Here is a 24350-nt window from a genome sequence, read left to right as displayed (position 1 = left end):
TATGCCTTACTCTATTACAATACTTGGACTGGGAGCAGGGGATATAGACCAGCTTACGGTCGGTGTATACCGAACGCTGCTTCAGTCACAGCATGTCTACGTCCGTACAAAAGACCATCCGGCTGTTTCTGAGCTGGAGCGGGAAGGCGTCAGCATGACTTTCTTTGATGATATTTATGAAAAACATGATGCTTTTGAAGAAGTTTATCGTGAGATCACCTCGGTGTTATTTGAAAAAGCATCTTCCGGCCATATAACCTATGCAGTGCCCGGCCATCCACTGGTTGCAGAGCAAACGGTACAGCTGCTGTTGAACGAAGCGAACAGCCGCGGTATTGAAGTGAAAGTGGCAGGGGGAAAAAGCTTCCTGGATGAGATGTATACAGCTCTAAAAATTGACCCGATCGAAGGGTGCCAGATTTTGGATGGAACCAGCTTGAAAAAGGAACAGATTCAGATTCGAAACCACGTCATTATCGTTCAAGTTTACGACGATTTCATTGCTTCTGAAGTGAAACTGACGTTAATGGAAAAGTATCCTGATGACTTTAAGGTGGCTGTTGTTACGGCTGCAGGAAGTGCCGGGGAATCCATTCAATGGGTTCCGCTTTATGAGCTTGACCGTTCGGTAACGCTCAACAACCTGACTGCCGTCTATGTTCCTCCGGTAGATCATGAGGAGATGCTGTATCGGGATTTTGAGCATCTCCGCGGGATTATTAAAGAGTTACGCGGGCCAAACGGCTGTCCTTGGGATAAAAAGCAGACACACCAGTCACTGAAAAAGTATTTGATCGAGGAATCCTATGAAGTACTGGAAGCAATCGATGAAGAAGATGATGACCATCTGGCAGAGGAATTGGGTGATGTTCTTCTCCAAGTCCTGCTGCATGCCCAGATCGGTGAAGATGAAGGATATTTTTCAATGGACGAAGTAATCTCTGTCCTCGCGGAAAAGATGATCAGGCGCCACCCGCATGTGTTCGGTGACGTGGAGGCCGACACAGCGGATGAAGTGCTTCAAAATTGGGATAAGATCAAGTCCGCTGAGAAAGGCAATGAGCACCGCCGCTCACTGCTGGATGGGGTCGCTAAAGGGCTTCCTGCTCTACATAAAGCTTATGATTATCAGAAAAAAGCGGCGAAGGCCGGCTTTGACTGGGATGAAGTCACGCCTATATTAGATAAACTCAGGGAAGAGTTCGATGAATGGAAGGCCGCGGAATCGGACGATGAACGCAAAAAGGAATTCGGTGACATCCTGTTCACCTTGGTAAACCTTGGGCGTTTCTACGGCATTCATCCGGAAGAGGCCCTGGCTTTGACGAATCAAAAGTTCTACACCCGTTTTCGCTATATTGAAAACGAATTAAACAAAGAAGGGTTAGCTCCTGGGGATGCTTCTCTTGAAAAGATGGACAAGCTCTGGAATCAGGCAAAAGAAAATTTGTAAAACCCGGAAGGAATCTGTTTTTTCTTAGAGAATATTGTTCGAGAGCCAGCAGAACCCTTAAGTTTTCTGGACTTTCCCCGAATCTTTTGAAAGAATGACGAAGGAGGTTTTTTTAAAATGAACAGAAATGAATTAGTCACAAATATTGCTGAGAAATCAGGTTTAACAAAGAAAGACGTTGAAGTGGTAGTAAGCGGTCTTGTTGATGAGATTACAAATGCGTTGAAAAGCGGAGACAAAGTACAATTTGTCGGATTCGGAACGTTTGAAACAAGAGAGCGTTCAAGCCGTACGGGGCGCAATCCCCAAACTGGAGAAGAAATTAATATTCTTGCTTCTACAGTTCCGGCTTTCCGTCCTGGCAACAAGCTAAAGGAAGCTGTAAAGTAAATGCGTCTTGATAAATTTCTTAAAGTCTCCCGTCTGATTAAAAGAAGGACGGTAGCAAAAGAAATTTCCGATCAAGGCCGCATCGCCATCAACGGCAAACAGGCGAAATCCTCTTCGGTTTTAAAAGCGGGTGACGAGCTCTCGATCCGTTTCGGGCAAAAGCTTGTCACCGTCCGTGTAGACGAGCTGAAGGAACACACGAAAAAAGAGGACGCTGACCAAATGTATACCATCATCAATGAGGAATCACTTCAATCAACGGAAGAAGAACCTAAGTTTTAGGTTCTTCTTTTTTTGTTCTATAAATGATTTCAATTTACAGAGGAAGGCCGAAAACAAATTTCTTGTTTTCATCGCTGTTCTAAAGTTGTCCCTCTTTTCATAAACATAAAGCGAAAGAGGGGGATTAGAATGGACCAATATCATAACTATGGCTCCTTGACTAGCAATACGAATCTTCCGGATCACGATGTGAAGATGGTCGGCCGGAAAAAACTCGAGATCACCGGTGTCAAGCAGGTGGAAAGTTTTGACAACGAAGAGTTTCTCCTGGAAACGACAATGGGCTTTTTGGCGATCCGTGGAACCAACCTGAAGATGAAAAATCTGGATGTGGAATCCGGCATGGTGTCCATAGAAGGGAAAGTATTCGACCTTGTTTATCTTGACCAGCAGAGCGGGGAAAAAACTAAAGGATTTTTCGGCAAGCTTTTCAAATGACCTTATCTGTTCAATTCCAAACGATGCTGTCCATGGCAGCCATGGGGATATGGATCGGGATGGCCATTGACACGTATGGCCGTTTCGTCCATGAACGCCGAAAATGGTACTGGCTGCACTTTATCAATGATGTGATTTTCTGGCTTCTGCAGGCCTTGATTGTCTTTTATGTTCTGCTTCATGTGAACCATGCCAATCTCCGTTTGTATATTTTTGCGGCTCTATTGTGCGGCTTCAGTTTTTATAAGGCCTTGCTTCAAACTGGCTATAAACGTTTGCTGGAATTGCTGATCCGCATCGTCACAAAATTGTTCCGCTTTTTCATACAGCTTTTCTATGGACTTATCATAAAACCTATAAAATGGGCAATTTCTATCATTTTTGCCATAGGCCTATTGGCGTCAAGATGGGTATGGGCCATTGTTTTCACCCTGCTGAAGATTATTTTCTCTCCAATAAAATGGTTATTTAGACTGATTTCACGTTTCATTCCCATGCAAACATGGTATAATTTAAAAGGTAAATGGCTAAAAAAAGCAGGGATTCTTATTTCTCTGAAGAATACAGTCCAAAATTGGTTCCGCAAACAGGAGAAATAGGAGGGTGGACATGGTCCAGTTTAATAAAGAGAAGATCACTGAATTAAATACGGGCTACGTTAAAGAACATCATCTCCAGCAAAAGATCGACGCGAAGAAAAAACGTGGATTGTATCGGCGCCTGGCGGTTTTTATGGTGGTTTTTTCCTTCTTTGCCTTTATGCTGATCTCAACCATCACTTCCCAGATGGCCACTATTGAGGAAAAAGGAAAGCAGGAGAAATACCTGAAGGCCAAATTAGTGGAGACAAAGGATAAGAAGTCACAATTAAAAGATGAAGTGCATAAACTAAAAGACGTTGATTATATCGGCGAGATTGCAAGACGTGATTATTTTATGTCAAAGAAGGGTGAGACCGTATTTAAAGTACCTGGGTCTTCGTCGGATTGACATCATGAATTTTTCACATGTATAATAAAGTAAACTTATGAATACCTAAGGAGGAGCATTTTCTTCATGTCAATTGAAGTAGGCAGCAAGTTGCAAGGTAAGGTTACAGGAATTACTCATTTTGGAGCGTTTGTCGAGCTGCCAGGAGGAACAACCGGACTTGTGCACATTAGTGAAGTTGCAGACAACTATGTTAAGGACATCAACGACCACTTAAAAGTCGGGGATGAAGTCGAAGTTAAAGTCATGAATATTGAAAAAGACGGCAAAATCGGCTTGTCCATTAAAAAAGCAAAGGATAACCCTGCGCCGATGAGAAACAGCTACGGAGCAAACAAAGGAAACTTTGGTGCACCGAAAAGCGGCGGATTCGGCCCATCTAAAGGCGGATTCAACAAACAGCGCAAAGGTTCCCCTCGCGGCAATGGTGGTTTTAACACGGCTGTAACATTTGAAGATAAAATGAGTAAATTCTTAAAAGACAGTGAAGACCGTCTGGCAACATTGAAACGCCAAACTGAGTCAAAACGCGGCGGACGCGGAGCTCGCCGAGGCTAATAGGCTGCTGATTCCGAATGCTCAAGCTTCACAACCTTATATAAATATACAGACATCTCACAACGGGATGTCTTTTCTTTTTGAGGAAATTCAGGACAATCGGCTTCTCATCTGTTCATTTGATCCAGTTTCATCTTTTCTTGTTTTGTCCAGCTCCAGTGACCAGACCCTCGGGGTCGCTCCGCTCTTGAGCAGAAAACAAAAAATCCGTTTTATGCTCTAGAACTCCAGCGCTTGTCGGGTCTAGCCGGTCACTTCACCTTTTCTTTTTATCTTTTTATGAAAAAACGTTGACAGGTTACTAGGATTCTTGTAATATACTATTTGTGTCTTTAACATGGCGGTGTAGCTCAGCTGGCTAGAGCGTACGGTTCATACCCGTGAGGTCGTGGGTTCGACTCCCTCCGCCGCTACCATGTTTTTCTGCAAAAAATGAAGAGGGCCCGTTGGTCAAGCGGTTAAGACACCGCCCTTTCACGGCGGTAACACGGGTTCGAATCCCGTACGGGTCACCATTTACTTATAATTATTCACCCTGTATTTTTGGGGACAAATGCGATGAAAAAAGCATTTTTCCTAAATACAGGGTTTTTTGTATTTGTTCGTCGAGAAGTTTTTTGAACATGCTCTAATGATTTGACAAAAAATGTGAATCGGCTGTGGTTATAATGATAGACACAAAAACTAAACGGGGTGGTGTGGAGGATGTATCAAAAGGCGGACAGAAATGTAATGGAACCTCTTCGGGCGATGGTTTGGTTTGAGAAAACGCAGAATCTTTCAATCGGTATGAGTAAACGCTTCATGCACAGACTGGAAAGTGTGCTCTTGAACTGGAGACTGTTGTTGTTCGCGGTTGGATTTTTACTTGGACGGGCTATGATTCTATCAGAAATAACACCTTTTGCGCTGCCGCTGATCGCGTCAGTGTTCATCTTGCGGAAGGAACGGACAGGCATGGCCATTTTATCATTGGTGGCCGGTGCGCTTTCCCATATGCCCATCAATGCATTGTACATAATAACAGGCGTCATTATCTATGCGGTCTATCAGAAAGCCGCTGACCTGCTGACAAAGAACCGGGCGAGATGGGTACCGGCTGTCGTGTTCATGACAAGCTTAACCGCCAGGCTGTTGACGATTTTCTTTACTTCTGGAGTTCCGCAGATCAATGAGTACATGATGGGGACGGTTGAAGCCGCACTTGGCATGGTACTGACCTTAATCTTTTTGCAAAGCATTCCTCTCTTAAACTTCAAGCGTATTCCTCAATCGTTAAAGAATGAAGAAATTATTTGTTTTATGATACTGCTGGCTTCTGTCATGACCGGGACCATCGGATGGGAAATACACCATTATTCGGTTGAACATATCGTATCGAGATATTTAGTTCTGATGTTCGCGTTTGTCGGCGGAGCGGCGATCGGCTCAACGGTCGGCGTCGTCACAGGGTTAATCTTAAGCCTGGCGAATGTAGGAAGCCTCTATCAGATGAGCCTGCTTGCTTTTGCCGGACTGCTTGGCGGGCTGCTGAAGGAAGGAAAGCGGCTGGGTGTCGGAGTCGGCCTTCTGATAGGTACTCTGCTGATTGGACTGTATGGGGAAGGTAATGTGGCCATTGTTCAAACCATGATAGAGTCCGCGATCGCGATCGCGTTGTTTTTGCTTACTCCTAATGCTGCAATCTCAGGCATTGCGCGCTATGTGCCCGGATCCCGGGAGCATTCGAACGAACAGCAGCAATATGTAAAGAAAATCAGAGATGTGACAGCGAACCGTGTGGAACAGTTCTCTTCCATGTTTCAGGCGCTCTCTCATTCCTTCTCATCTTATGGAGAAGATGAATATGAAGAGAGCAGCGACCGTGAAGTTGATTTGTTCTTAAGCAATATCACAGAGAAAACGTGCCAGACTTGTTTTAAGAAGGAACAGTGCTGGGCGGTTAATTTTACTAAAACGTATGAGATGATGTCCCAAATTATGACCGAGCAGGAACATTATCAAGAAATAAGGGACCGGCGCCTCAAACTGGAATGGGAAAAACATTGTGTAAAGCCGCAAAAGATCACAGAAGCCATCGCGAAAGAGCTTTCTCAGTATCGAGCGAGCCAGAAGCTAAAGCAGCAGGTGCAGGAAAGCCGGAAGCTCGTTGCCAATCAACTGCTCGGCGTTTCGCAGGTCATGGGGGACTTTGCGAAGGAAATCCAGCGGGAACATGCCAATCACCAGGTACAGGAGGAGCAGATTAAAGAGGCGATCCTTCATGCGGGCATTGAACTGGGGCATATTGATGTGTACAGCCTTGAGGCGTCCAATGTTGATATTGAACTAAGCCTGCCGTATTGCCAGGGCAGCGGGGAGTGCGAAAAGATCATCGCCCCGCTTTTATCGGATATCCTTCAGGAGACGATTGTCGTAAAAAAAGAGGAGTGCGGTTATTACCAGAACGGCTACTGTCACGTGTCGTTCGGATCCGCCCGCGAGTTTGTGATTGAGACAGGCATCGCTTCTGCGGCGAAGGGCGGGGCTTGGCTTTCCGGAGACTGCCATTCCACCATCGAACTCGGCGGCGGAAAATATGCGATCGCGATATCAGACGGTATGGGAAACGGGGAGCGGGCCTTCAAGGAGAGCAATGAAACATTGGAGCTGCTTCAAAAGATTTTAAAATCAGGAATTGATGAGGAAGTAGCGATCAAGTCGGTCAATTCTGTACTTTCTCTTCGCACAACCGACGAAATTTTTTCTACCCTTGATCTGGCGATGATCGATCTTCAGGACGCATCGCTGAAATTTTTGAAAATCGGCTCTTCGCCAAGCTTTGTGAAGCGCGGTGACCAAGTAAGGATCATTGAGGCGAGCAACCTCCCGATCGGCATTATAGAAGAGTTTGAAGTGGATGTGGTCAGTGAGCAGCTTAAGGCAGGGGATCTGCTCATCATGATGAGCGACGGAATCTATGAAGGGCCTAAGCATGTTGAGAACATTAATGCATGGATGAAACGGAAAATCAAAGAGATGGGGACAGATGATCCCCAAGCAGTCGCCGACTTGCTGATGGAGGAAGTCATTCGTACAGGATCCAATTCAATAGAAGATGATATGACGGTGGTCGTCGCTAAAATCAACCGCAATATTCCGAAGTGGGCTTCCATTCCACATTTCCCGAAGATCAATATTAAACGCCCGAAGGCTCAATAAGAAAGATAAAGAAGAATAAAAGTATAAATCCTCTCATCGATGACAAGGATGATAACAGCAAAAACATGATGAGAGGAGACGTTTAAATATGGATTTGAAGAAAGGTACACTGCGCCAGGTGCTTTTAATCACGGATGGCTGCTCCAATCAGGGTGAGGATCCGGTTGCGATGGCAGCGCTTGCCCGTGAACACGGCATCACGGTAAATGTCATCGGCATAATGGAAGAAAACAGTCCTGAATACCTTCATAAAGGCTTAAAAGAAGTGGAGGACATATCTTTGTCAGGAGGCGGTGTCAGCCAGATCGTGAACACGGCACAGCTCTCCCAGACCGTTCAGATGGTTACCAGAAAAGGGATGACGCAGACGATTCATGGCGTCATCAACAGCGAGCTTCAGCAGATTCTAGGAAAAGATTCGACTATTGAGGACCTTCCGCCTGAAAAACGAGGGGAAGTCATGGAGGTGGTTGACGATCTCGGGGAAACGATGGATCTGGAGCTGATCATCCTTGTAGATGCGTCCGGCAGCATGGAGAAAAAGCTGGCTACCGTACAGGAATCGCTCATTGACCTCTCCATCTCTCTGAATTCCAGAATGGGCTACAATCAATTCGCTCTGTTTTCGTTCCCTGGCAAAAAGGACGATACCGAAAAGCTGATTGATTGGACTCCTCAGCTAAATTCAATTACCAGTGCGTTCAGCAAGTTATCATCGGGGGGAATTACCCCGACCGGTCCGGCCATAAAAGCCGCGATCAATGAATTCACGAACAGGCGTTCAAAAAGGAGATTGATCACCGGTGATGAAGAAGAATACATCGAAGGGTCAGGTTTTTAAACTCAGAGCCGGTGAACGGATTACAGGCAAATGGCACCGAAACGAGTATTCCATCATTAGAGAACTGGGCTCGGGCGCAACTGGCACCGTTTATCTTGCCTCCGGAAGAAATGGCCAGGTCGCTGTAAAAACTGGTCATGACAGCATGGCGATTATTTCCGAAGTCAATGTGCTCAAGCACTTTTCAAGGGTCCAAGGAAAAATCCTTGGGCCTTCTTTGATCGATGTGGATGATTTCGTTCACGGCCAGCAGCAGATCCCTTTTTATGTGATGGAGTTCTTAAAAGGCGAGACGCTGTTTCAGTTCATGAAAGACCATAAGCCTGAATGGGCGGGAATTTTGCTCGTCCAGCTTCTGACCGATCTTCAGATGCTTCATCAGGCTGGATGGGTCTTTGGTGATTTAAAGCCCGACAACCTGCTTGTCGTTGGGCCGCCGCACCGCGTCCGATGGATTGATGTAGGAGGGACCACCCAAGTCGGGCGTTCGATCAAGGAATATACGGAGTTTTTTGACCGGGGCTATTGGGGCCTTGGTACTCGAAAAGCGGAACCATCCTATGATCTGTTCGCAGCAAGCATGATTATGATCAATCTGGCTTATCCCCAGCGGTTTGAGAACAGGAAGGATGGAGGGGGGCAGCTGAAAGAGGCGGTTAAAAACAGTGCTATGCTTTCTCCATTTCAATCGGTGCTCCTTAAAGGCTTGTACGGAAAATACAGGAGTGCCGAAGAGATGCGCAATGATATGGTTTCCGTCCTGAATAATAAGGGAACAAGCAGAATGTCGGCACCTCCTGCAAAAGGACAGCGGACGGCCAGCCGATCCGGGCAGAGGGTTAAAAAGAAAAAAAAGAAAAGAGCGGTCATGTTTGAAACGGTTCTGCTAGGTTCATTTTTGTTTATTGTCTATCTGTTTTATCTGGTCAGCCAGTCCATGTAGCGGCAGTTTCAACTTCTTACAGGGTTCTCCTTTTTTGGTATACTACCCGAGAGGCTGTATTCATGAAAATTAACTAGACGAAGGCAAGCAAGGCTGATCCGTTTAAGATGAGGAGAGAAGGGAATGCTGCAGGAAGTTGAACAATTCATTAAAAGGCACCATCTGATCCAATCGGGACAGACCATTGTTGTTGGTGTATCCGGCGGCCCTGATTCTATGGCGCTTCTTCATTATCTTTGGAACCGCAGAAAGGGCGATGAGCTTAACATCATTGCGGCCCATGTTGACCATATGCTGCGAGGCAGCGAGTCTGCTGAGGACCTCTTGTATGTGCAGTCCTACTGCCGGGAGAATGATATTCAGTTTGAGGGCAAACGTTTGGATGTGGCCGCCTATAAAAAAGAGAACCGATTGACGAGCACACAATCGGCTGCAAGAGAGTGCAGGTATGCCTTTTACGCCGAAGTCATGGCAAAACATAAGGCCGATTCACTCGCCCTGGCTCACCATGGGGATGATCAGACGGAAACCATACTGATGCGGATGACAAGGGGGGGCTCTGGAACCGCGCTGGGCGGAATGCAGGCGAAACGCTCTTTTGAAGGCCGGTGTATTATTCGTCCTTTTTTAGGAATAACGAAGGACGAAATAGAGCATTATTGTAAAGTACATACGATTTTACCGAGAAGGGATCCAAGCAACGAAGGCGATGACTACGTCAGAAACCGGTTCAGGCATCATGTGCTCCCTTTTCTAAAAAAAGAGAATCCGAATGTTCATCTTCGTTTTCAGCAAATAAGTGAAACTTTTTATGAGGATGAAACGTATCTAATGGAACAGGCAAAAAGAAGCCTGGAAACTGTTGTAACAGTGAAAAAAGCATCGTTGGTTGAAGTTTCGGCTGCTAAATTTCTCAGCATGCCTATTCCTTTACAAAAAAGGGCGATTACACTAATATTAAACTATCTATATAAGCAAACACCTTCATCTCTTTCCTCATTACATAAGGAAAGCTTTTTAACTTTACTCGGAAGTGAACATCCGTCTGGAAGGCTGGATTTTCCCCGCGGTTTGCAGGTGATCCGCTCCTATGACCGGTGCAGGCTGACGTTCGGGACTGCTGAAGCGATAGGCGGCTATCAAATCGAGCTGAAAATCCCGGGAACGCTCAATCTTCCTGCAGGAGTGATCACCGCTGAGTATAAAGAAGAGTATCCGGATGAAAAAAAGGGAAAAGATGTTTTTGTATGTGATGTTAAAAGTGTAAGTTTGCCAATCATTGCGAGGACTCGTAAACCTGGTGACCGTATGGCCATCCAAGGGGTAAAAGGAACCCGGAAGGTGAAAGATATATTTATCGACCAGAAGCTTGAGAGGGATAAACGTGAGATATGGCCCGTGCTGGAAGACGGGAAGGGAAACATTATCTGGATCCCGGGCATAAAGCATGCAGCCGTCCCCCGTTCAAGCGAACCTAAGCAATGGTTAGTCTTACAGTTTCAAAATTTCTGCCAGGACGTCTAGGAGGCCAAAGCAGCATGCATGATGAAATTAAAGAAGTATTAATTTCCGAGGAAGTTCTCCAGGAAAAGATCAAGGATCTCGGAAAGCAATTATCAGAGGATTATCAAGATCGATTTCCGCTTGTTGTCGGAGTTTTAAAAGGAGCCCTTCCTTTTATGGCTGATCTTATCAAACGGATGGATATCCACCTTGAAATAGACCTGATGGCCGTTTCAAGCTATGGGGCGTCCACTGTTTCTTCAGGGGAAGTTAAAATAATTAAGGACCTCGATACATCTCTTGAAGGACGAGATGTCATCATTGTCGAAGATATTATAGACAGCGGTCTGACGTTAAGTTATCTTGTTCAGCTCTTCAAGCACCGTAATGCCAATTCGGTTAAAATTGTTACACTGCTGGATAAACCGACTGGCAGAAAAGTCGATATCAAACCGGATCTTACTGGTTTTATCGTACCGGATGCGTTTGTTGTCGGTTATGGGCTTGACTATATCGAGCGGTACCGCAACCTTCCTTACATCGGGGTTCTGAAGCCTGAAGTATACGAAAAGTAATCCTGTTTATTTGTTAACATGCAATAATAAATGTATTTCATCGTCTCATTGTCGTTGAGGAGGTAAGGAATGAATCGGATCTTCCGGAACACCATATTTTACTTGTTAATCTTTTTAGTTGTAGTTGGTGTCGTCAGCTTTTTTAACGGAACCAACAATGAAGTGAAGAAAATTCGTTATGACCAACTAACGAATTACATTCAGGAAGGGCGCGTAAAAAGCATTGAGTACCAGCCTGAAGGCGGCGTTTATGTAGTTAGAGGCAAGCTGGAGAATGCGAAGCAGGGCGAAGTGTTTGAAACGTACACACCGGACTCTGAAGAATCCATCAAAACGCTTAACAGGCTTGCCCAAACATCAGATGTTGACATTAAGCCAGAAGAGCAGACGAGCGGCTGGGTAACATTCTTCACATCCATCATCCCGTTTGTCATCATTTTCATCCTGTTCTTCTTCTTGCTCAACCAGGCTCAGGGCGGCGGAAGCCGAGTCATGAACTTTGGCAAGAGCAAAGCGAAGCTGTATAACGAAGAAAAGAAAAAAGTAACGTTCAAAGACGTTGCCGGGGCGGACGAAGAAAAGCAGGAGCTTGTTGAAGTGGTCGAGTTCTTAAAAGACCCGCGTAAATTTGCTGCTTTAGGTGCCCGTATTCCAAAAGGGGTTCTTTTAGTGGGGCCTCCGGGTACTGGTAAAACGTTGCTTGCCCGAGCAGTTGCCGGGGAAGCGGGAGTTCCTTTCTTCTCAATTTCGGGTTCTGATTTTGTAGAGATGTTTGTCGGGGTCGGTGCATCACGTGTGCGTGACCTGTTCGAAAACGCTAAAAAGAATGCACCATGTATCATCTTTATTGATGAAATTGATGCAGTTGGCCGCCAGCGCGGCGCCGGTCTTGGCGGCGGACACGATGAGCGTGAACAGACGCTTAACCAATTGCTCGTTGAAATGGATGGATTCGGAGCCAATGAAGGAATTATTATCATTGCTGCGACCAACCGTCCGGATATTCTTGACCCTGCTCTTCTTCGTCCTGGACGTTTTGACCGTCAGATTACGGTTAACCGCCCAGACGTAAAAGGAAGAGAAGAAGTACTCGGCGTCCACGCACGCAATAAGCCGTTAAGCGAAGAAGTAAACTTGAAAACCATTGCCATGCGGACTCCTGGATTCTCCGGAGCCGATCTCGAGAACTTGCTTAATGAAGCAGCACTCGTGGCAGCGCGGCAAAACAAGAAGAAAATTAACATGGACGATGTCGATGAGGCCATTGACCGGGTAATCGCAGGTCCTGCTAAGAAAAGCCGGGTTATCTCGGAAAAAGAAAAGAATATTGTCGCTTACCATGAAGCTGGTCATACCGTCATCGGCCTAGTGCTTGAAGGGGCAGATACGGTTCATAAAGTGACCGTCGTTCCCCGCGGCCAGGCTGGCGGATACACGGTTATGCTTCCTAAGGAAGACCGCTACTTCATGACAAAACCAGAGCTGCTCGATAAAATTGTTGGTCTCCTTGGCGGCCGTGTGGCGGAAGAGATCACGTTTAATGAAGTCAGCACAGGTGCGCACAACGACTTCCAGCGTGCGACAGGCATTGCCCGCCGCATGGTGACGGAGTTCGGAATGAGCGACAGGCTTGGTCCGATGCAGTTTGGTTCAAGCTCAGGCGGACAGGTATTCCTTGGACGCGATTTCAACAATGAGCAGAACTACAGTGATGCCATTGCCCATGAAATCGATATGGAAATCCAAGATATCATTAAAACATCTTACCAACGTTGTAAACAAATCCTTACTGAGCATAATGATAAGCTTGAAATTATCGCTCAAACTCTCCTCAATGTGGAAACATTGGATGAAGAGCAAATTAAGGAGCTTGTAAAAACAGGACAGCTGCCTGAGCGAAAAGTCATTTCTTCTCCAGATAATGATGTAAAGGTTACAATTCATAAAAAGGACGAAGAAGATCGCAAGGAAGATTAATACGAAGGATGCCTCTAACAATAGGGGCATCCTTTTTAAAAGGCATCGAAGTTTGTATCGATCTAAAGCGGGCCATAATTCTTAAAATCCAAACGTTAGTGAGGCATTGCCATGATCTTTGTTTTTGACGTAGGAAATACGAATATCGTATTGGGGATGTATGACGGAGATGAACTGAAACATCATTGGAGGATCAGTACTTCCAGAGAAAAAACAGAAGATGAATACGGAATGCTCCTCCTCAGCCTGTTTGATCATGCAGCAATCGGAAAGGAAGAAGTGGAAGGAATTATCATCTCATCCGTCGTGCCTCATATCATGGCGACGTTGGAACGGATGTGCATTAAATTTTTCCATAGAAAACCTCTTGTAATCGGGCCTGGCATTAAAACAGGCCTTAATATCAAATATGAAAATCCAAGAGAGGTAGGAGCTGACCGAATTGTAAACGCGGTTGCCGCCATACACAAATACGGAAATCCGCTGATTATCGTTGATTTTGGAACGGCCACAACGTACTGCTACATCAACGAGGCCGGACATTATATGGGTGGTGCGATCGCTCCGGGAATTAACGTGGCAACAGAAGGACTTTATAAAAATGCAGCGAAGCTTCCGAGGATTGAGTTTGCCAAACCGGAGAATATAATAGGTAAAAATACAGTTAGTGCCATGCAATCAGGACTTTTGTTTGGATATGTTGGACAAGTTGAGGGTATTGTTAAAAGGATAAAAGCTCAGGAGAAAACAAATCCAAAGGTAGTGGCTACTGGTGGAATGGCGGGCTTGATTGCAGAGGAATGTGAGCTGATCGACGTTGTCGATCCTTACCTAACGTTAAATGGCCTGCAATTGATCTATTTAAAAAACACCCGAAAATAAACAGCGTGCTCCTGAGCTATTACTTGAGGATAGGTGATAATATATGTCGGATTATTTAATAAAAGCTCTGGCTTTTGACGGGCAGATTCGTGCTTACGCCATGAGCGGCAGTGAAATGGTGGGAGAGGCTCAGCGCAGACATCAAACGTGGCCGACGGCATCAGCCGCTCTAGGGCGTACGATGATGGCGAGCACCATGATGGCCTCCATGCTGAAAAGTGATAAACATAAGATAACTGTTAAGATTGAGGGCGGTGGGCCGATCGGTGCGATTCTGGTAGATGCTGCACCCAATGGACATACAAGAGGTTATGTCACAAACCCGCAGGTTCACTTTGATCTAAACCCGCAGGGCAAGCTTGATGTTGCACGTGCGGTCGGGAAAGATGGATTTTTGTCAGTAGTAAAGGACCTCGGTCTGCGTGACAATTTCACCGGCCAAGTCCCGCTTGTATCCGGGGAGATCGGTGATGATTTTACGTACTACTTCGCGTCGTCGGAGCAAGTGCCTTCTTCTGTTGGGGTTGGTGTACTCGTTAATCCGGATAACAGCATTCTGGCTGCAGGAGGATTTGTGATTCAGGTGCTGCCGAATGCATCAGACACCATTATTGATCTTTTGGAGGAGCGAATCTCTTCTATTCCTCCGATCTCTAAATTAGTGGAAAAAGGGCTTACACCTGAAGAGATCCTTTTTGAGTTGCTTGGAAAAGAAAACGTTAAAATACTCGAGAAGATGCCGGTTTCCTTTCAGTGTACCTGTTCAAGAGACCGCATCGCCAATGCTCTCGTATCATTGGGCAGAGAGGAAATCCGTTCGATCATTGAAGAGGAAGGACAGGCTGAAGCCCATTGCCACTTCTGCAATGAAACTTATTTATTTTCAGAGGCTGAATTGGAAGACCTATACAACGAGAGCCGATAAGTTCAAAGAATCCAAGCCGTATTCGGTCTATAGGTATAAAGCAGTGCATAAGAATTGACAGACGATTCGTACTGTTTTAAACTTAAACCAATGTATTTACTCGGAATTGGGAGAGTGGTAAGAGTGGCGAGAATTGCGAATTCAATTACAGAGCTTATTGGACGAACACCTGTTGTTAAACTTAACCGCATTACAAATGATTCACATGCAGACGTATACTTGAAACTGGAATTCATGAATCCAGGAAGCAGCGTTAAAGACCGTATTGCTTTATCAATGATTGAAAAAGCTGAAGAGGAAGGCAAACTGAAGGCGGGCGACACCCTCATTGAACCGACAAGCGGAAATACCGGAATTGGTCTTGCAATGGTGGCTGCGGCCAAAGGCTATAAGGCCATTCTTGTCATGCCGGACACGATGAGCTTAGAGCGAAGAAACCTGCTGCGCGCATATGGCGCTGAACTTGTCCTGACCCCTGGTGCTGAAGGAATGGGCGGGGCGATCCGCAAGGCGGAAGCTTTATCTAAAGAACATGGCTACTTCTTGGCCCAGCAGTTCAGTAATGAGGCGAACCCAGAAATCCATCGTCAAACGACCGGAAAAGAAATTCTAGAGCAATTTCCGGATGGACTGGACGGATTTATTTCAGGAATCGGAACAGGCGGCACAATCACCGGTGCGGGGGAAGTACTGAAGGAAGCCTATCCTGATATCCGGTTGTACGCCGTTGAGCCTGCTGATTCACCTGTACTCTCAGGAGGGAAACCAGGCCCGCATAAAATACAGGGAATCGGTGCTGGATTTGTACCGTCGGTCTTAAATACGAAGGTATATGATGAAGTTGTACAGATCACAAATGACGAAGCCTTTGAATTTGCACGCCGTGTGGCAAAAGAAGAAGGAATCCTCGGCGGAATCTCCTCAGGGGCAGCCATTGCTGCTGCTCTAAAAGTGGCAGAGAAGCTGGGCAAAGGGAAAAAAGTACTTGCCATCATTCCGAGTAACGGTGAACGGTATTTAAGCACGCCGCTGTATCAATTTGATGAAACAGAATAATCAATGGATGAAGCTGACAATTTGTCAGCTTTTTTTATGAAGGTTTTTAATGGATAAAAAACTTAGAATAGAAATCACTTTTTTATCCCCAATTTAATCACTGCTTCAGTTACAATAGTATCCATAAGAACGATCAGGAGCGTGACGAGTGTGCCTTATCCAAAGTGTGAAGAGCGAAAGATTATGTTTGATAAAATTTTCTTATCCAAAAACGAATGGTTTCGCCGTTACAGAATGCTGTCGGCCAATGAAGAAAACCATGTCTTGCTTGAAAGCGGGCGGAGCGGAAAATACAGCATCATGGGACTCACCCCTGTTGCTTTTATTACTGGCAAAAACGATAAAGCATCCATTCGATATAAGGACCATATTACGACGAAGAGAGGCAAACTCCTTCCAATCATCAAGAACTGGCTGAGCGTGTTTTCGTGTAATGTTCCAGCGGGGCTTCCTGATTTTAATGGAGGGGCCATCGGGTACTTCAGCTATGATGTGGCACGGGAGATTGAAAAGCTTCCCGACAAGGCAGAGGATGATCTACAGCTTCCGGATGTCTCTCTTATGGTATTTGATGATGTGTTCGTCTACGATCATGAGCAAGAAGTGCTTTGGCTCATTCTTCATTACGAAAAGCAGGATCAACAAAAGGCTGAGAGCAAACTCGCACGTTATAAATCAGAATGGACCGCTGATATCCAAAGCGGCATGCCGGCAAAAAGCGAGAAGCCTCCTTTTTCTTTTCTCCAGGAAACGGTATCCATGGCAGAAGAAGATTTCGTGCAGGCTGTCAAACAAGTGAAAGAATATATTGCTGCAGGGGATGTGTTTCAGGTCAATCTTTCTGTAAGGCAGTCAAAACCGCTCATGTCCATGCCACACGAAATTTATGATGAACTCCGCCGGTTCAACCCATCGCCGTATATGGCTTATTATCATTCGCCTGAAGTTCAGCTCGTCAGCGGTTCCCCTGAATTATTGGTGAAAAAAAAGAAAGACCAAATCAGTACACGCCCTATCGCAGGGACACGCTCGAGGGGAAAGACGGAAGAGGAAGACAGAAGGCTTGCATTAACGCTGATCGAAAACGAAAAAGAACGCGCGGAACATGTCATGCTGGTTGATTTGGAAAGAAACGACCTGGGTAAGGTAAGCAAGTACGGCAGCGTGGAAGTAGATGAGTTTATGACGATCGAAAAATACTCACACGTCATGCACATCGTTTCGAATGTGAGGGGAATACTTCGTGAAGACTGTGACGCCTTTGACTTGATCTCTGCGACGTTCCCAGGGGGGACGATTACAGGTGCACCGAAAATACGGACGATGGAAATTATTGAAGAACTTGAGCCTGTACGCAGAGGAGTATATACTGGCTCTATCGGGTGGATTGGCTACGACGGCGACATGGAATTGAACATCGCGATCCGGACGATGGTCTGCAAGGACGGAATAGCCCACGTACAGGCTGGTGCCGGCATTGTGATCGACTCAGATCCTAAAGCGGAGTACAAAGAGTCGCTGAAAAAGGCCGCAGCCCTATGGCGGGCAAAAGAATTAAGTGAAGAAAGCAAGTACGAATTAGTTTAGCTGAGCTTAGAGGAGGAAGATGAGAATGATTTTAATGATTGACAATTACGATTCATTTACGTACAACCTTGTGCAATACTTAGGAGAGCTGGGAGAAGAACTCATTGTTAAAAGAAATGATGAAATAACGATTGAAGAGATTGAAGCGCTTCAGCCCGATTTTCTTATGATCTCACCAGGCCCGTGTTCGCCGAATGAAGCAGGAATCAGTATGGAAGCTATCAAGCGTTTTGCAGGAGAGGTTCCGATCTTCGGGGTGTGTCTCGGCCATCAGTCGATCGCTCAAGTATTTGGCGGGGACGTGATCCGCTCCGAACGCTTGATGCACGGAAAGACGTCAGCGATCTCCCATGATGGCAAGACCATATTCAGCGGCCTTGAAAAAGAATTTAAGGCGACGAGATACCACTCTCTTATTGTAAAAAAAGAAACGCTGCCAGAGTGTTTTACCGTATCGGCTTGGACCCCGGAAGGAGAAATCATGGCCATTCGCCATAAGACACTCCCTGTAGAAGGGGTGCAGTTTCACCCGGAGTCGATCATGACATCATCCGGCAAGCAATTGCTGCGCAATTTTATCGATCAATACAAAAATAAAGGGAACATGGTATGTACCTCTCTATAGATGGAAAACTTGTAAGTAAAAATGAAGCTTCGATTTCCCCGTTTGACCACGGATTTATGTATGGCCTCGGTGCTTTTGAAACGATCAGGGTCTATGACGGCCATCCGTTTTTATGGGAAGAACATATGAAGCGTCTAAAAGAAGCTCTCGTTGAGCTGAATATTAAGCATGAACTGGACAGTGCAGCCGCATGGATTGATACAAGGCGTTTAATGCGGCGAAACAAATGGAAAAACGCATATATCCGATTCAACATATCAGCAGGAACCGGAGAAGTCGGCCTGCAGACAGATCCATACTTGAACCCGACGGTCATCATTTACGGCAAACCGTTGCCCGAGTACGGACCATATAACGAAAAGGAGCTTGTTGTGCTCCAAACCAAGCGGAATACCCCTGAAGGAAGAATTCGCTTAAAGTCCCATCATTATTTAAACAGTATCCTTGGAAAAAGGGAGCTGAACAGGCCTCATGAGCAGGAGGGCCTGTTTTTGACAGAAGATGGCTTTATCAGTGAAGGAACCGTTTCAAATGTGTTCTGGGTGAAGGACAGTGTCCTCTGTACACCTTCCATAGCAACAGGCATCTTAAACGGAATCACAAGACAGTTCGTGATCGCCTGTGCGGCCAAGATGGGAATGTATACCGAGGAGGGTTTATACACCACTCGTGATCTGGAGAATGCGGACGAGATCTTTTTAACGAATTCGATTCAGGAAATCGTCCCCGTACGCAGCTTTCATGGAAAGGACTTCCCGGGTGCCGGCGGGAACACTGCTCATTCGCTATTATTTCTATATCATTCATGCAGCAAAAGTTTATGGAACATTGATGAACTTGTTTGAAGGGAGAACCTCTGATGGGACAGACAGCAACAGCCAAGAATCTTAATTTCATAACCTGTGGCCCATACACGCTGGATTTATCGAAGAAAACGTATGTTATGGGAATATTGAATGCCACTCCGGATTCCTTTTCTGATGGAGGCAGGTACAACACGATCCAGCGCGCAGTTGAACATGCGAAGCAAATGGTGGAAGACGGTGCCGATATTATTGATATCGGAGGAGAGTCGACCCGTCCGGGCGGCGAAAAGGTAGGGGCAGAGGAAGAATTAAGGCGTGTGATCCCGGTCATCGAGGCCGTCTCCCGCGAAGTGAATGTTCCGATCTCCATCGATACGTACAAATCAGAAGTCGCTGAAAAAGCCATTCTAGCCGGAGCGCATATCATTAATGATGTTTGGGGAGCAAAGGCGGATGAACGGATGGCCTCCACAGCGGCAAAGCTCAACGTGCCGATCATTCTCATGCATAACCGGACGGATCGTAATTATGCGGAATTGATGCCTGATATCATTGCGGATTTAAACAGGAGCATCGCCATTGTATCGAAAGAAGGCGTGAGACCCGAAAACATCATATTAGATCCCGGAATCGGGTTTGCCAAAACCCAAGAGCAGAATCTCGAAACGATGAGAAACCTGGACCAGATTGTGGCGATGGGATATCCCGTACTCTTGGGAACTTCCAGAAAATCCATGATTGGGCATGCCCTCGATCTTCCTGTGAATGAACGAATGGAGGGTACGGGCGCCACCGTTTGCCTCGGCATTGAGCGGGGTTGTACAATTGTTCGCGTGCATGATGTTAAAGAAATGGGCCGCATGGCAAGAATGATGGATGCCATGCTCGGAAAAGGATGAAAACGCATGGATAAAATATATATGAACGGCCTTTCCTTTTATGGTTATCATGGTGTTTTCCCTGAAGAGAATAAACTCGGCCAGCGGTTTTTTGTTGATCTAATCCTTGAAATGGATCTTCAGCCCGCGGGTACAACGGATGATCTTGAAAAAACAGCAAACTACGGTGACATCTATGCCACCGTAAAAGAGATCGTTGAAGGTGAGCCGAAAAAATTGGTCGAAACGGTAACGGAAAGCATCGCCTCGTCTCTTCTTTCCAGTTACCCGCTTATTCAGAAATGCACGGTTAAAGTCATCAAGCCCGACCCGCCGATTCCCGGGCATTACGACTCTGTTGCCATAGAGATGAACCGGAGCCGAGCCTGATGAATAGTGTTTACCTTTCACTCGGTTCCAACCTGGGGAACCGGGAAGAATATATAAGGAAGGCCATCGAGGCATTAAGTGATCATCCCGCCATTGAAGTCGAAAGGATATCTTCGCTGTATGAAACAGAACCGGTCGGTTTTACTGATCAGCCCCCTTTTCTGAATTTGGCGGTAAAGGTGCAGACAAGCCTGTCTGCAGAAGCTTTGCTGAGCATAACCCAGGAAATTGAGAATCAGCTGGAAAGAATACGGAAAATCAGATGGGGCCCAAGGACAATCGACCTTGACATTTTGTTGTATAATAATGAACGTATACAGTCAGAACGGCTGCACATTCCGCATCCGCGCATGCTGGAACGTGCTTTTGTGATGATTCCGTTGCTTGAGATTGCTCCAGATCTTACATTCCCAGATGCAGGCGTATCATTGAATGACGTCTTCAGACAGCTGCAGAATAAAGAAGGTGTGCACATATGGAAGAGGAAAAGTGGGGCAGGAGAATACGGGCCTTTCGAAAGCTGAAGGGCTATACACAAGAAGGCCTTGCGAAGGACTTGGGGATCTCTGTTTCTATACTTGGAGAAGTAGAACGCGGCAACCGCAAACCGAAGGACGAACTCATGATTAAGATTGCAACGATCTTTCAGGTTTCTATAGATGAATTAACGCAAGACCATGTCAAAAATAAAGCGAGGTGAAAAAGAATGTTGAAAATCGGTGGTATTACGATGAAGAATCCTGTAGTCCTCGCACCTATGGCTGGTGTCTGCAACCCGGCATTCCGCCTGATCGCCAAGGATTTCGGAGCGGGGCTTGTTTGTGCCGAAATGGTAAGCGATAAAGGGATTCTTTACGAAAATGAAAAATCTTTAAGAATGCTCTACGTAGATGAGAGAGAAAAACCGCTTAGCCTGCAGATCTTTGGAGGGGAACGCGAATCTCTCGTTGCGGCAGCTAAGTATGTAGATAAGCATACAAATGCCGATATTATAGATATCAACATGGGTTGTCCGGTGCCGAAGATCACAAAATGTGACGCAGGAGCGAGATGGCTTCTGGACCCAAATAAAATTTACGAGATGATTGCTGCTACAGTAGATACTGTTCAAAAGCCTGTGACGGTCAAAATGCGTGTCGGCTGGGATGAAGACCATATCTTCGCTGTACAAAACGCACAAGCAGTAGAACGGGCCGGCGGGGCTGCAGTAGCTGTCCACGGCCGGACGCGTGTGCAAATGTATGAAGGGAAAGCGAACTGGGATATCATCAAGCAAGTAAAAGAGAATGTTTCCATTCCGGTGATTGGAAACGGAGATATCTCTACTCCTCACGATGCCAAGCATGCGCTTGAGACTTACGGTGTGGATGGCGTTATGATCGGCCGCGCGGCGCTTGGGAACCCTTGGATGCTCTACCGTACCGTTCAGTTCCTTGAAACGGGAGAAATCCCTGCGGAACCGACACCAAGAGAAAAGATCGATATCTGTATGCTTCATATGGACCGTCTCATTGACCTTAAAGGGGAAGTGGTGGCCGTTCGTGAGATGCGCAAGCACGCTGCATGGTATTTAAAAGGCCTTCCAAAAACAGGTTCGGTCCGAAACGAAGTAAATACAAAAACAACAAGGGATGAAATGAGCAAGCTCCTCTACGGGTATATTGAAGAAGTAGAAGCCATACAACAAGAAAAAGTGAGCTAAGCCAATGACCCTATTGATTTTAACCGACAGCCAGAACCTATTTCTGGCTTTTGTTGCACTTATGTTTTCTTCATAATGACGCTTCCTGGTGTGTTCAAAAAGTATTATTTTTAATAATGATATGGGGGTAAAGCAAATGGACCATGAAACGGTTTTGCTTACGAACGAAGGCACCAGGAGGCTTAAGCATGAGCTTAAAAGCTTAATCGCGGAAAAAGAACAATGCACCGCTGAGGAAGAAGGCCTTTTTCTGGACAAGAGGATCAAACAGCTTGAACAGGTGCTGATCCATGCCCAGCTTCTCTCCAGCGAAAAGGAGCCGGGGCAAACTGCGGAAGTAGGATCGACCATTACACTTCTCGAACTTGAATTTCAGGATGAGATGACCTATACGATCGTCCATCCCTATGAAGCCGACCCGAGAGAGTTTAAAATCGCGGCGGATTCCCCGGTGGCTCAAGCGGTTATCGGCAAGCCACTGAATGCCAAGATTCATATCTCCCTTCCAGGGGGCCATATTTCTTATAAAATCATTAACATACAAAATTGCAAAAGGTAGGAGAGTTTTCATGAGCCAGGACTTAGAATTAAATGACTTGCTGCGGGTCCGCAGAGAAAAAATGAACAGCATCCGTGAAAGCGGAAAAGATCCGTTCGGCACGAAATACGTCCGCACACATACCGCTGCTGACATAACAGCCCAATATCAAGATGTATCCAAAGAAGAACTGGAAGAGCAAGCAATTGAAGTGACGATTGCAGGACGCATCATGACCAAGCGCGGAAAAGGAAAAGCCGGGTTTGCCCACGTTCAGGACCTTACAGGACAAATTCAGATCTACGTGAGAACAGATGCAGTAGGCGAGGAGCAGTATGATCTGTTCAACACGATTGATATCGGTGACATCGTCGGAATCACAGGCACTGTATTCAAAACAAAAGTAGGGGAACTTTCCGTAAAAGCAAAAGATTTTCAGCTGCTGACGAAATCACTCCGTCCGCTGCCTGATAAATTCCACGGGCTTAAAGACGTAGAACAGCGCTACCGTCAGCGGTATGTCGATCTGATCATGAACCCTGAAGTAAAAGATACCTTTATCGCCCGCAGTAAGATCATCCGCTCCATGAGACGCTACCTGGACGATCACGGATATTTGGAAGTTGAAACTCCAACCATGCATTCCATTCCTGGAGGGGCATCTGCGCGGCCGTTCATTACGCACCATAACGCCCTAGATATGGAGCTTTACATGCGAATCGCTATTGAGCTTCATCTGAAACGCCTCATTGTCGGCGGTTTGGAAAAGGTGTATGAGATCGGCCGCGTATTCAGGAACGAAGGTGTTTCTACCCGCCATAATCCTGAATTTACGATGATCGAACTATATGAAGCTTATGCGGACTATCACGACATCATGGAACTTACCGAAAACCTTATTGCTCATGTTGCGAAAGAGGTACACGGCAGCACGACCGTAAAATACGGCGATTATGAAGTAAATCTCGAGCCCCGCTGGAAACGAGTTCACATGGTTGATGCAGTAAAAGAAGCAACAGGTGTAGACTTCTGGCCGCAAATGAGCCGTGAGGAAGCTGTGACACTGGCTAAAGAACATAATGTTCCTGTAAAAGACAATATGTCTTACGGACATATCGTGAACGAGTTCTTTGAACAATTCGTGGAAGAGACACTCATCCAGCCTACCTTTGTATACGGCCACCCAGTTGAGATTTCTCCGCTTGCCAAGAAAAATCCTGAAGATGAAAGGTTCACTGACCGATTTGAATTGTTTATCGTCGGCCGTGAGCACGCGAACGCATTCTCTGAGCTTAATGATCCAATCGATCAAAGAGAGCGTTTCGAAGCCCAACTCAAAGAGCGTGACCAGGGGAACGACGAGGCCCATATGATGGATGAGGACTTTGTCGAAGCACTGGAGTACGGTATGCCTCCTACTGGCGGACTAGGGATCGGAATCGATCGCCTCATCATGCTTCTGACCGACTCTCCTTCTATCCGGGATGTACTGTTATTCCCTCAAATGCGCCATAGCGATAAGTAATGGCGCTCAGGTTCAGACCGTCTGCACAACGTTTGCAGACGGTTTTTTTATGCTTTCAAAAGAAATCTCAACTTTTTTCTTAAATAGGGTTGCAAGACATTCGAAAAGGTGATATATTATTACCTGTCGCTGCAAAGCATATCTGCTCAACAAACTTTATAAAAATTTTTTAAAAAAGAATGTTGACAGGTTAAAGGCAGCGTGGTAAGATAATAAAGTCGCCAATAAGCGACGGCAAACGACAGCACAAACGCTGAAGTTTGACACAAAATGTTCTTTGAAAAC

The 24350-nt window shown here is 46.0% G+C and carries 26 protein-coding genes and 2 tRNA genes; all 28 read left to right on the top strand.

Translation table 11 applies throughout. The annotated features are described in order from the left end of the window. The first annotated feature begins 1 nt into the window (after position 1). The 28 genes from mazG (at position 2) to lysS (ending at position 24065) form a co-directional block, all read left to right on the top strand. Positions 2 to 1453 (top strand): nucleoside triphosphate pyrophosphohydrolase, encoded by a 1452-nt coding sequence (gene mazG, locus ABHN01_RS06610; RefSeq protein WP_429874886.1) that lies wholly within the window; start codon positions 2 to 4, stop codon positions 1451 to 1453. Positions 1454 to 1570: 117 nt separating this feature from the next. Then, the gene (locus ABHN01_RS06605) at positions 1571 to 1843 is read left to right on the top strand and encodes an HU family DNA-binding protein (RefSeq protein WP_429874885.1); all 273 of its coding nucleotides are present in this window, start codon (positions 1571 to 1573) and stop codon (positions 1841 to 1843) included. Beyond that, positions 1844 to 2125, top strand: coding sequence for an RNA-binding S4 domain-containing protein (locus ABHN01_RS06600; RefSeq protein ID WP_290402337.1), 282 nt, complete (start codon positions 1844 to 1846; stop codon positions 2123 to 2125). It abuts the gene before it with no gap. A 129-nt stretch (positions 2126 to 2254) separates the two neighbouring features. Continuing rightward, positions 2255 to 2563, top strand: coding sequence for a sporulation protein YabP (yabP, locus tag ABHN01_RS06595; protein WP_290402338.1), 309 nt, complete (start codon positions 2255 to 2257; stop codon positions 2561 to 2563). Continuing rightward, positions 2560 to 3162: a spore cortex biosynthesis protein YabQ gene (gene yabQ, locus ABHN01_RS06590; protein ID WP_429874884.1), complete on the top strand. Its 603-nt coding sequence runs from the start codon at positions 2560 to 2562 to the stop codon at positions 3160 to 3162. Before yabP ends, yabQ begins: the two co-directional genes overlap by 4 nt. 10 nt (positions 3163 to 3172) lie before the next feature. Then, positions 3173 to 3553 carry an FtsB family cell division protein gene (locus tag ABHN01_RS06585; protein ID WP_429874883.1) on the top strand — a complete coding sequence of 127 codons (381 nt, stop codon included), beginning with the start codon at positions 3173 to 3175 and terminating at the stop codon, positions 3551 to 3553. 66 nt (positions 3554 to 3619) lie between these two features. Next, the gene (locus ABHN01_RS06580; RefSeq protein ID WP_290402341.1) at positions 3620 to 4111 is read left to right on the top strand and encodes a S1 domain-containing RNA-binding protein; all 492 of its coding nucleotides are present in this window, start codon (positions 3620 to 3622) and stop codon (positions 4109 to 4111) included. Between the two features lie 339 nt (positions 4112 to 4450). Further along, positions 4451 to 4527: transfer RNA gene (locus ABHN01_RS06575), tRNA-Met, on the top strand. A 24-nt stretch (positions 4528 to 4551) separates the two neighbouring features. Next, a tRNA-Glu gene (locus ABHN01_RS06570) sits at positions 4552 to 4626 on the top strand. Between the two features lie 190 nt (positions 4627 to 4816). Then, on the top strand, positions 4817 to 7312 hold the full coding sequence (spoIIE, locus tag ABHN01_RS06565; RefSeq protein WP_429874882.1) for a stage II sporulation protein E: 2496 nt from the start codon (positions 4817 to 4819) through the stop codon (positions 7310 to 7312). 94 nt (positions 7313 to 7406) lie between these two features. Next, on the top strand, positions 7407 to 8153 hold the full coding sequence (locus tag ABHN01_RS06560; RefSeq protein WP_429874904.1) for a VWA domain-containing protein: 747 nt from the start codon (positions 7407 to 7409) through the stop codon (positions 8151 to 8153). After that, positions 8119 to 9096 (top strand): serine/threonine protein kinase, encoded by a 978-nt coding sequence (locus ABHN01_RS06555; RefSeq protein WP_429874903.1) that lies wholly within the window; start codon positions 8119 to 8121, stop codon positions 9094 to 9096. Before ABHN01_RS06560 ends, ABHN01_RS06555 begins: the two co-directional genes overlap by 35 nt. 123 nt (positions 9097 to 9219) lie before the next feature. Then, the gene (gene tilS, locus ABHN01_RS06550) at positions 9220 to 10620 is read left to right on the top strand and encodes a tRNA lysidine(34) synthetase TilS (protein WP_429874881.1); all 1401 of its coding nucleotides are present in this window, start codon (positions 9220 to 9222) and stop codon (positions 10618 to 10620) included. Positions 10621 to 10634: 14 nt separating this feature from the next. Further along, a complete protein-coding gene (gene hpt / locus ABHN01_RS06545) occupies positions 10635 to 11174 on the top strand; it encodes a hypoxanthine phosphoribosyltransferase (protein ID WP_290402344.1) in 540 nt (179 codons plus the stop codon). Between the two features lie 69 nt (positions 11175 to 11243). Continuing rightward, the gene (gene ftsH, locus ABHN01_RS06540) at positions 11244 to 13151 is read left to right on the top strand and encodes an ATP-dependent zinc metalloprotease FtsH (RefSeq protein WP_290402345.1); all 1908 of its coding nucleotides are present in this window, start codon (positions 11244 to 11246) and stop codon (positions 13149 to 13151) included. 111 nt (positions 13152 to 13262) lie between these two features. Next, positions 13263 to 14033 carry a type III pantothenate kinase gene (locus tag ABHN01_RS06535; RefSeq protein ID WP_429874880.1) on the top strand — a complete coding sequence of 257 codons (771 nt, stop codon included), beginning with the start codon at positions 13263 to 13265 and terminating at the stop codon, positions 14031 to 14033. Positions 14034 to 14076: 43 nt separating this feature from the next. Next, complete coding sequence (hslO, locus tag ABHN01_RS06530; RefSeq protein WP_429874879.1) at positions 14077 to 14958, top strand: Hsp33 family molecular chaperone HslO; 882 nt, start codon at positions 14077 to 14079, stop codon at positions 14956 to 14958. A 123-nt stretch (positions 14959 to 15081) separates the two neighbouring features. Continuing rightward, positions 15082 to 16014 carry a cysteine synthase A gene (gene cysK / locus ABHN01_RS06525; RefSeq protein WP_429874878.1) on the top strand — a complete coding sequence of 311 codons (933 nt, stop codon included), beginning with the start codon at positions 15082 to 15084 and terminating at the stop codon, positions 16012 to 16014. 183 nt (positions 16015 to 16197) lie between these two features. After that, complete coding sequence (gene pabB / locus ABHN01_RS06520) at positions 16198 to 17601, top strand: aminodeoxychorismate synthase, component I (protein WP_429874877.1); 1404 nt, start codon at positions 16198 to 16200, stop codon at positions 17599 to 17601. 25 nt (positions 17602 to 17626) lie between these two features. Further along, positions 17627 to 18226, top strand: a complete 600-nt coding sequence (pabA, locus tag ABHN01_RS06515; protein ID WP_290402350.1) for an aminodeoxychorismate/anthranilate synthase component II — start codon at positions 17627 to 17629, stop codon at positions 18224 to 18226. Then, positions 18211 to 19071 carry an aminodeoxychorismate lyase gene (pabC, locus tag ABHN01_RS06510; RefSeq protein ID WP_429874876.1) on the top strand — a complete coding sequence of 287 codons (861 nt, stop codon included), beginning with the start codon at positions 18211 to 18213 and terminating at the stop codon, positions 19069 to 19071. Before pabA ends, pabC begins: the two co-directional genes overlap by 16 nt. 14 nt (positions 19072 to 19085) lie before the next feature. Beyond that, positions 19086 to 19931: a dihydropteroate synthase gene (gene folP / locus ABHN01_RS06505; protein ID WP_429874875.1), complete on the top strand. Its 846-nt coding sequence runs from the start codon at positions 19086 to 19088 to the stop codon at positions 19929 to 19931. Positions 19932 to 19937: 6 nt separating this feature from the next. Further along, a complete protein-coding gene (gene folB / locus ABHN01_RS06500) occupies positions 19938 to 20300 on the top strand; it encodes a dihydroneopterin aldolase (RefSeq protein ID WP_429874874.1) in 363 nt (120 codons plus the stop codon). Further along, entirely contained in the window at positions 20297 to 20824 is a 528-nt protein-coding gene (gene folK / locus ABHN01_RS06495; protein WP_429874902.1) for a 2-amino-4-hydroxy-6-hydroxymethyldihydropteridine diphosphokinase, read from the top strand. The genes folB and folK overlap by 4 nt, the downstream gene beginning before the upstream one ends. Then, positions 20776 to 21000: a helix-turn-helix domain-containing protein gene (locus ABHN01_RS06490; RefSeq protein ID WP_290402354.1), complete on the top strand. Its 225-nt coding sequence runs from the start codon at positions 20776 to 20778 to the stop codon at positions 20998 to 21000. The genes folK and ABHN01_RS06490 overlap by 49 nt, the downstream gene beginning before the upstream one ends. Positions 21001 to 21006: 6 nt before the next feature. Further along, complete coding sequence (gene dusB, locus ABHN01_RS06485; RefSeq protein WP_429874873.1) at positions 21007 to 22002, top strand: tRNA dihydrouridine synthase DusB; 996 nt, start codon at positions 21007 to 21009, stop codon at positions 22000 to 22002. A gap of 136 nt (positions 22003 to 22138) precedes the next feature. Continuing rightward, positions 22139 to 22561 carry a GreA/GreB family elongation factor gene (locus tag ABHN01_RS06480; RefSeq protein WP_429874872.1) on the top strand — a complete coding sequence of 141 codons (423 nt, stop codon included), beginning with the start codon at positions 22139 to 22141 and terminating at the stop codon, positions 22559 to 22561. A 10-nt stretch (positions 22562 to 22571) separates the two neighbouring features. Continuing rightward, on the top strand, positions 22572 to 24065 hold the full coding sequence (gene lysS, locus ABHN01_RS06475) for a lysine--tRNA ligase (RefSeq protein ID WP_429874871.1): 1494 nt from the start codon (positions 22572 to 22574) through the stop codon (positions 24063 to 24065). The last annotated feature ends 285 nt before the right edge of the window (positions 24066 to 24350 follow it).

It is taken from the genome of Fictibacillus sp. NRS-1165 (genome assembly GCF_050468105.1).
Classification (GTDB): Bacteria; Bacillota; Bacilli; order Bacillales; family Fictibacillaceae; genus Fictibacillus_C; species Fictibacillus_C terrinigri.
Note: the sequence above shows the minus strand (reverse complement) of the source record. Positions and strands in the feature narration are given on the sequence as shown.

Excerpts from the sequence above, each read along its gene's own strand:
- ABHN01_RS06535 (WP_429874880.1), top strand. The coding sequence starts at position 13,263 with ATGATCTTTGTTTTTGACGTAGGAAATACGAATATCGTATTGGGGATG.
- pabB (WP_429874877.1), top strand. The coding sequence starts at position 16,198 with ATGTTTGATAAAATTTTCTTATCCAAAAACGAATGGTTTCGCCGTTAC.
- spoIIE (WP_429874882.1), top strand. The coding sequence starts at position 4,817 with ATGTATCAAAAGGCGGACAGAAATGTAATGGAACCTCTTCGGGCGATG.
- ABHN01_RS06555 (WP_429874903.1), top strand. The coding sequence starts at position 8,119 with ATGAAGAAGAATACATCGAAGGGTCAGGTTTTTAAACTCAGAGCCGGT.
- yabQ (WP_429874884.1), top strand. The coding sequence starts at position 2,560 with ATGACCTTATCTGTTCAATTCCAAACGATGCTGTCCATGGCAGCCATG.
- pabC (WP_429874876.1), top strand. The coding sequence starts at position 18,211 with ATGTACCTCTCTATAGATGGAAAACTTGTAAGTAAAAATGAAGCTTCG.
- ABHN01_RS06580 (WP_290402341.1), top strand. The coding sequence starts at position 3,620 with ATGTCAATTGAAGTAGGCAGCAAGTTGCAAGGTAAGGTTACAGGAATT.
- folP (WP_429874875.1), top strand. The coding sequence starts at position 19,086 with ATGGGACAGACAGCAACAGCCAAGAATCTTAATTTCATAACCTGTGGC.
- ABHN01_RS06490 (WP_290402354.1), top strand. The coding sequence starts at position 20,776 with ATGGAAGAGGAAAAGTGGGGCAGGAGAATACGGGCCTTTCGAAAGCTG.
- ABHN01_RS06600 (WP_290402337.1), top strand. The coding sequence starts at position 1,844 with ATGCGTCTTGATAAATTTCTTAAAGTCTCCCGTCTGATTAAAAGAAGG.
- dusB (WP_429874873.1), top strand. The coding sequence starts at position 21,007 with ATGTTGAAAATCGGTGGTATTACGATGAAGAATCCTGTAGTCCTCGCA.
- folB (WP_429874874.1), top strand. The coding sequence starts at position 19,938 with ATGGATAAAATATATATGAACGGCCTTTCCTTTTATGGTTATCATGGT.
- lysS (WP_429874871.1), top strand. The coding sequence starts at position 22,572 with ATGAGCCAGGACTTAGAATTAAATGACTTGCTGCGGGTCCGCAGAGAA.
- ftsH (WP_290402345.1), top strand. The coding sequence starts at position 11,244 with ATGAATCGGATCTTCCGGAACACCATATTTTACTTGTTAATCTTTTTA.
- hslO (WP_429874879.1), top strand. The coding sequence starts at position 14,077 with ATGTCGGATTATTTAATAAAAGCTCTGGCTTTTGACGGGCAGATTCGT.
- mazG (WP_429874886.1), top strand. The coding sequence starts at position 2 with ATGCCTTACTCTATTACAATACTTGGACTGGGAGCAGGGGATATAGAC.
- tilS (WP_429874881.1), top strand. The coding sequence starts at position 9,220 with ATGCTGCAGGAAGTTGAACAATTCATTAAAAGGCACCATCTGATCCAA.
- hpt (WP_290402344.1), top strand. The coding sequence starts at position 10,635 with ATGCATGATGAAATTAAAGAAGTATTAATTTCCGAGGAAGTTCTCCAG.
- ABHN01_RS06480 (WP_429874872.1), top strand. The coding sequence starts at position 22,139 with ATGGACCATGAAACGGTTTTGCTTACGAACGAAGGCACCAGGAGGCTT.
- ABHN01_RS06585 (WP_429874883.1), top strand. The coding sequence starts at position 3,173 with ATGGTCCAGTTTAATAAAGAGAAGATCACTGAATTAAATACGGGCTAC.
- ABHN01_RS06605 (WP_429874885.1), top strand. The coding sequence starts at position 1,571 with ATGAACAGAAATGAATTAGTCACAAATATTGCTGAGAAATCAGGTTTA.
- yabP (WP_290402338.1), top strand. The coding sequence starts at position 2,255 with ATGGACCAATATCATAACTATGGCTCCTTGACTAGCAATACGAATCTT.
- pabA (WP_290402350.1), top strand. The coding sequence starts at position 17,627 with ATGATTTTAATGATTGACAATTACGATTCATTTACGTACAACCTTGTG.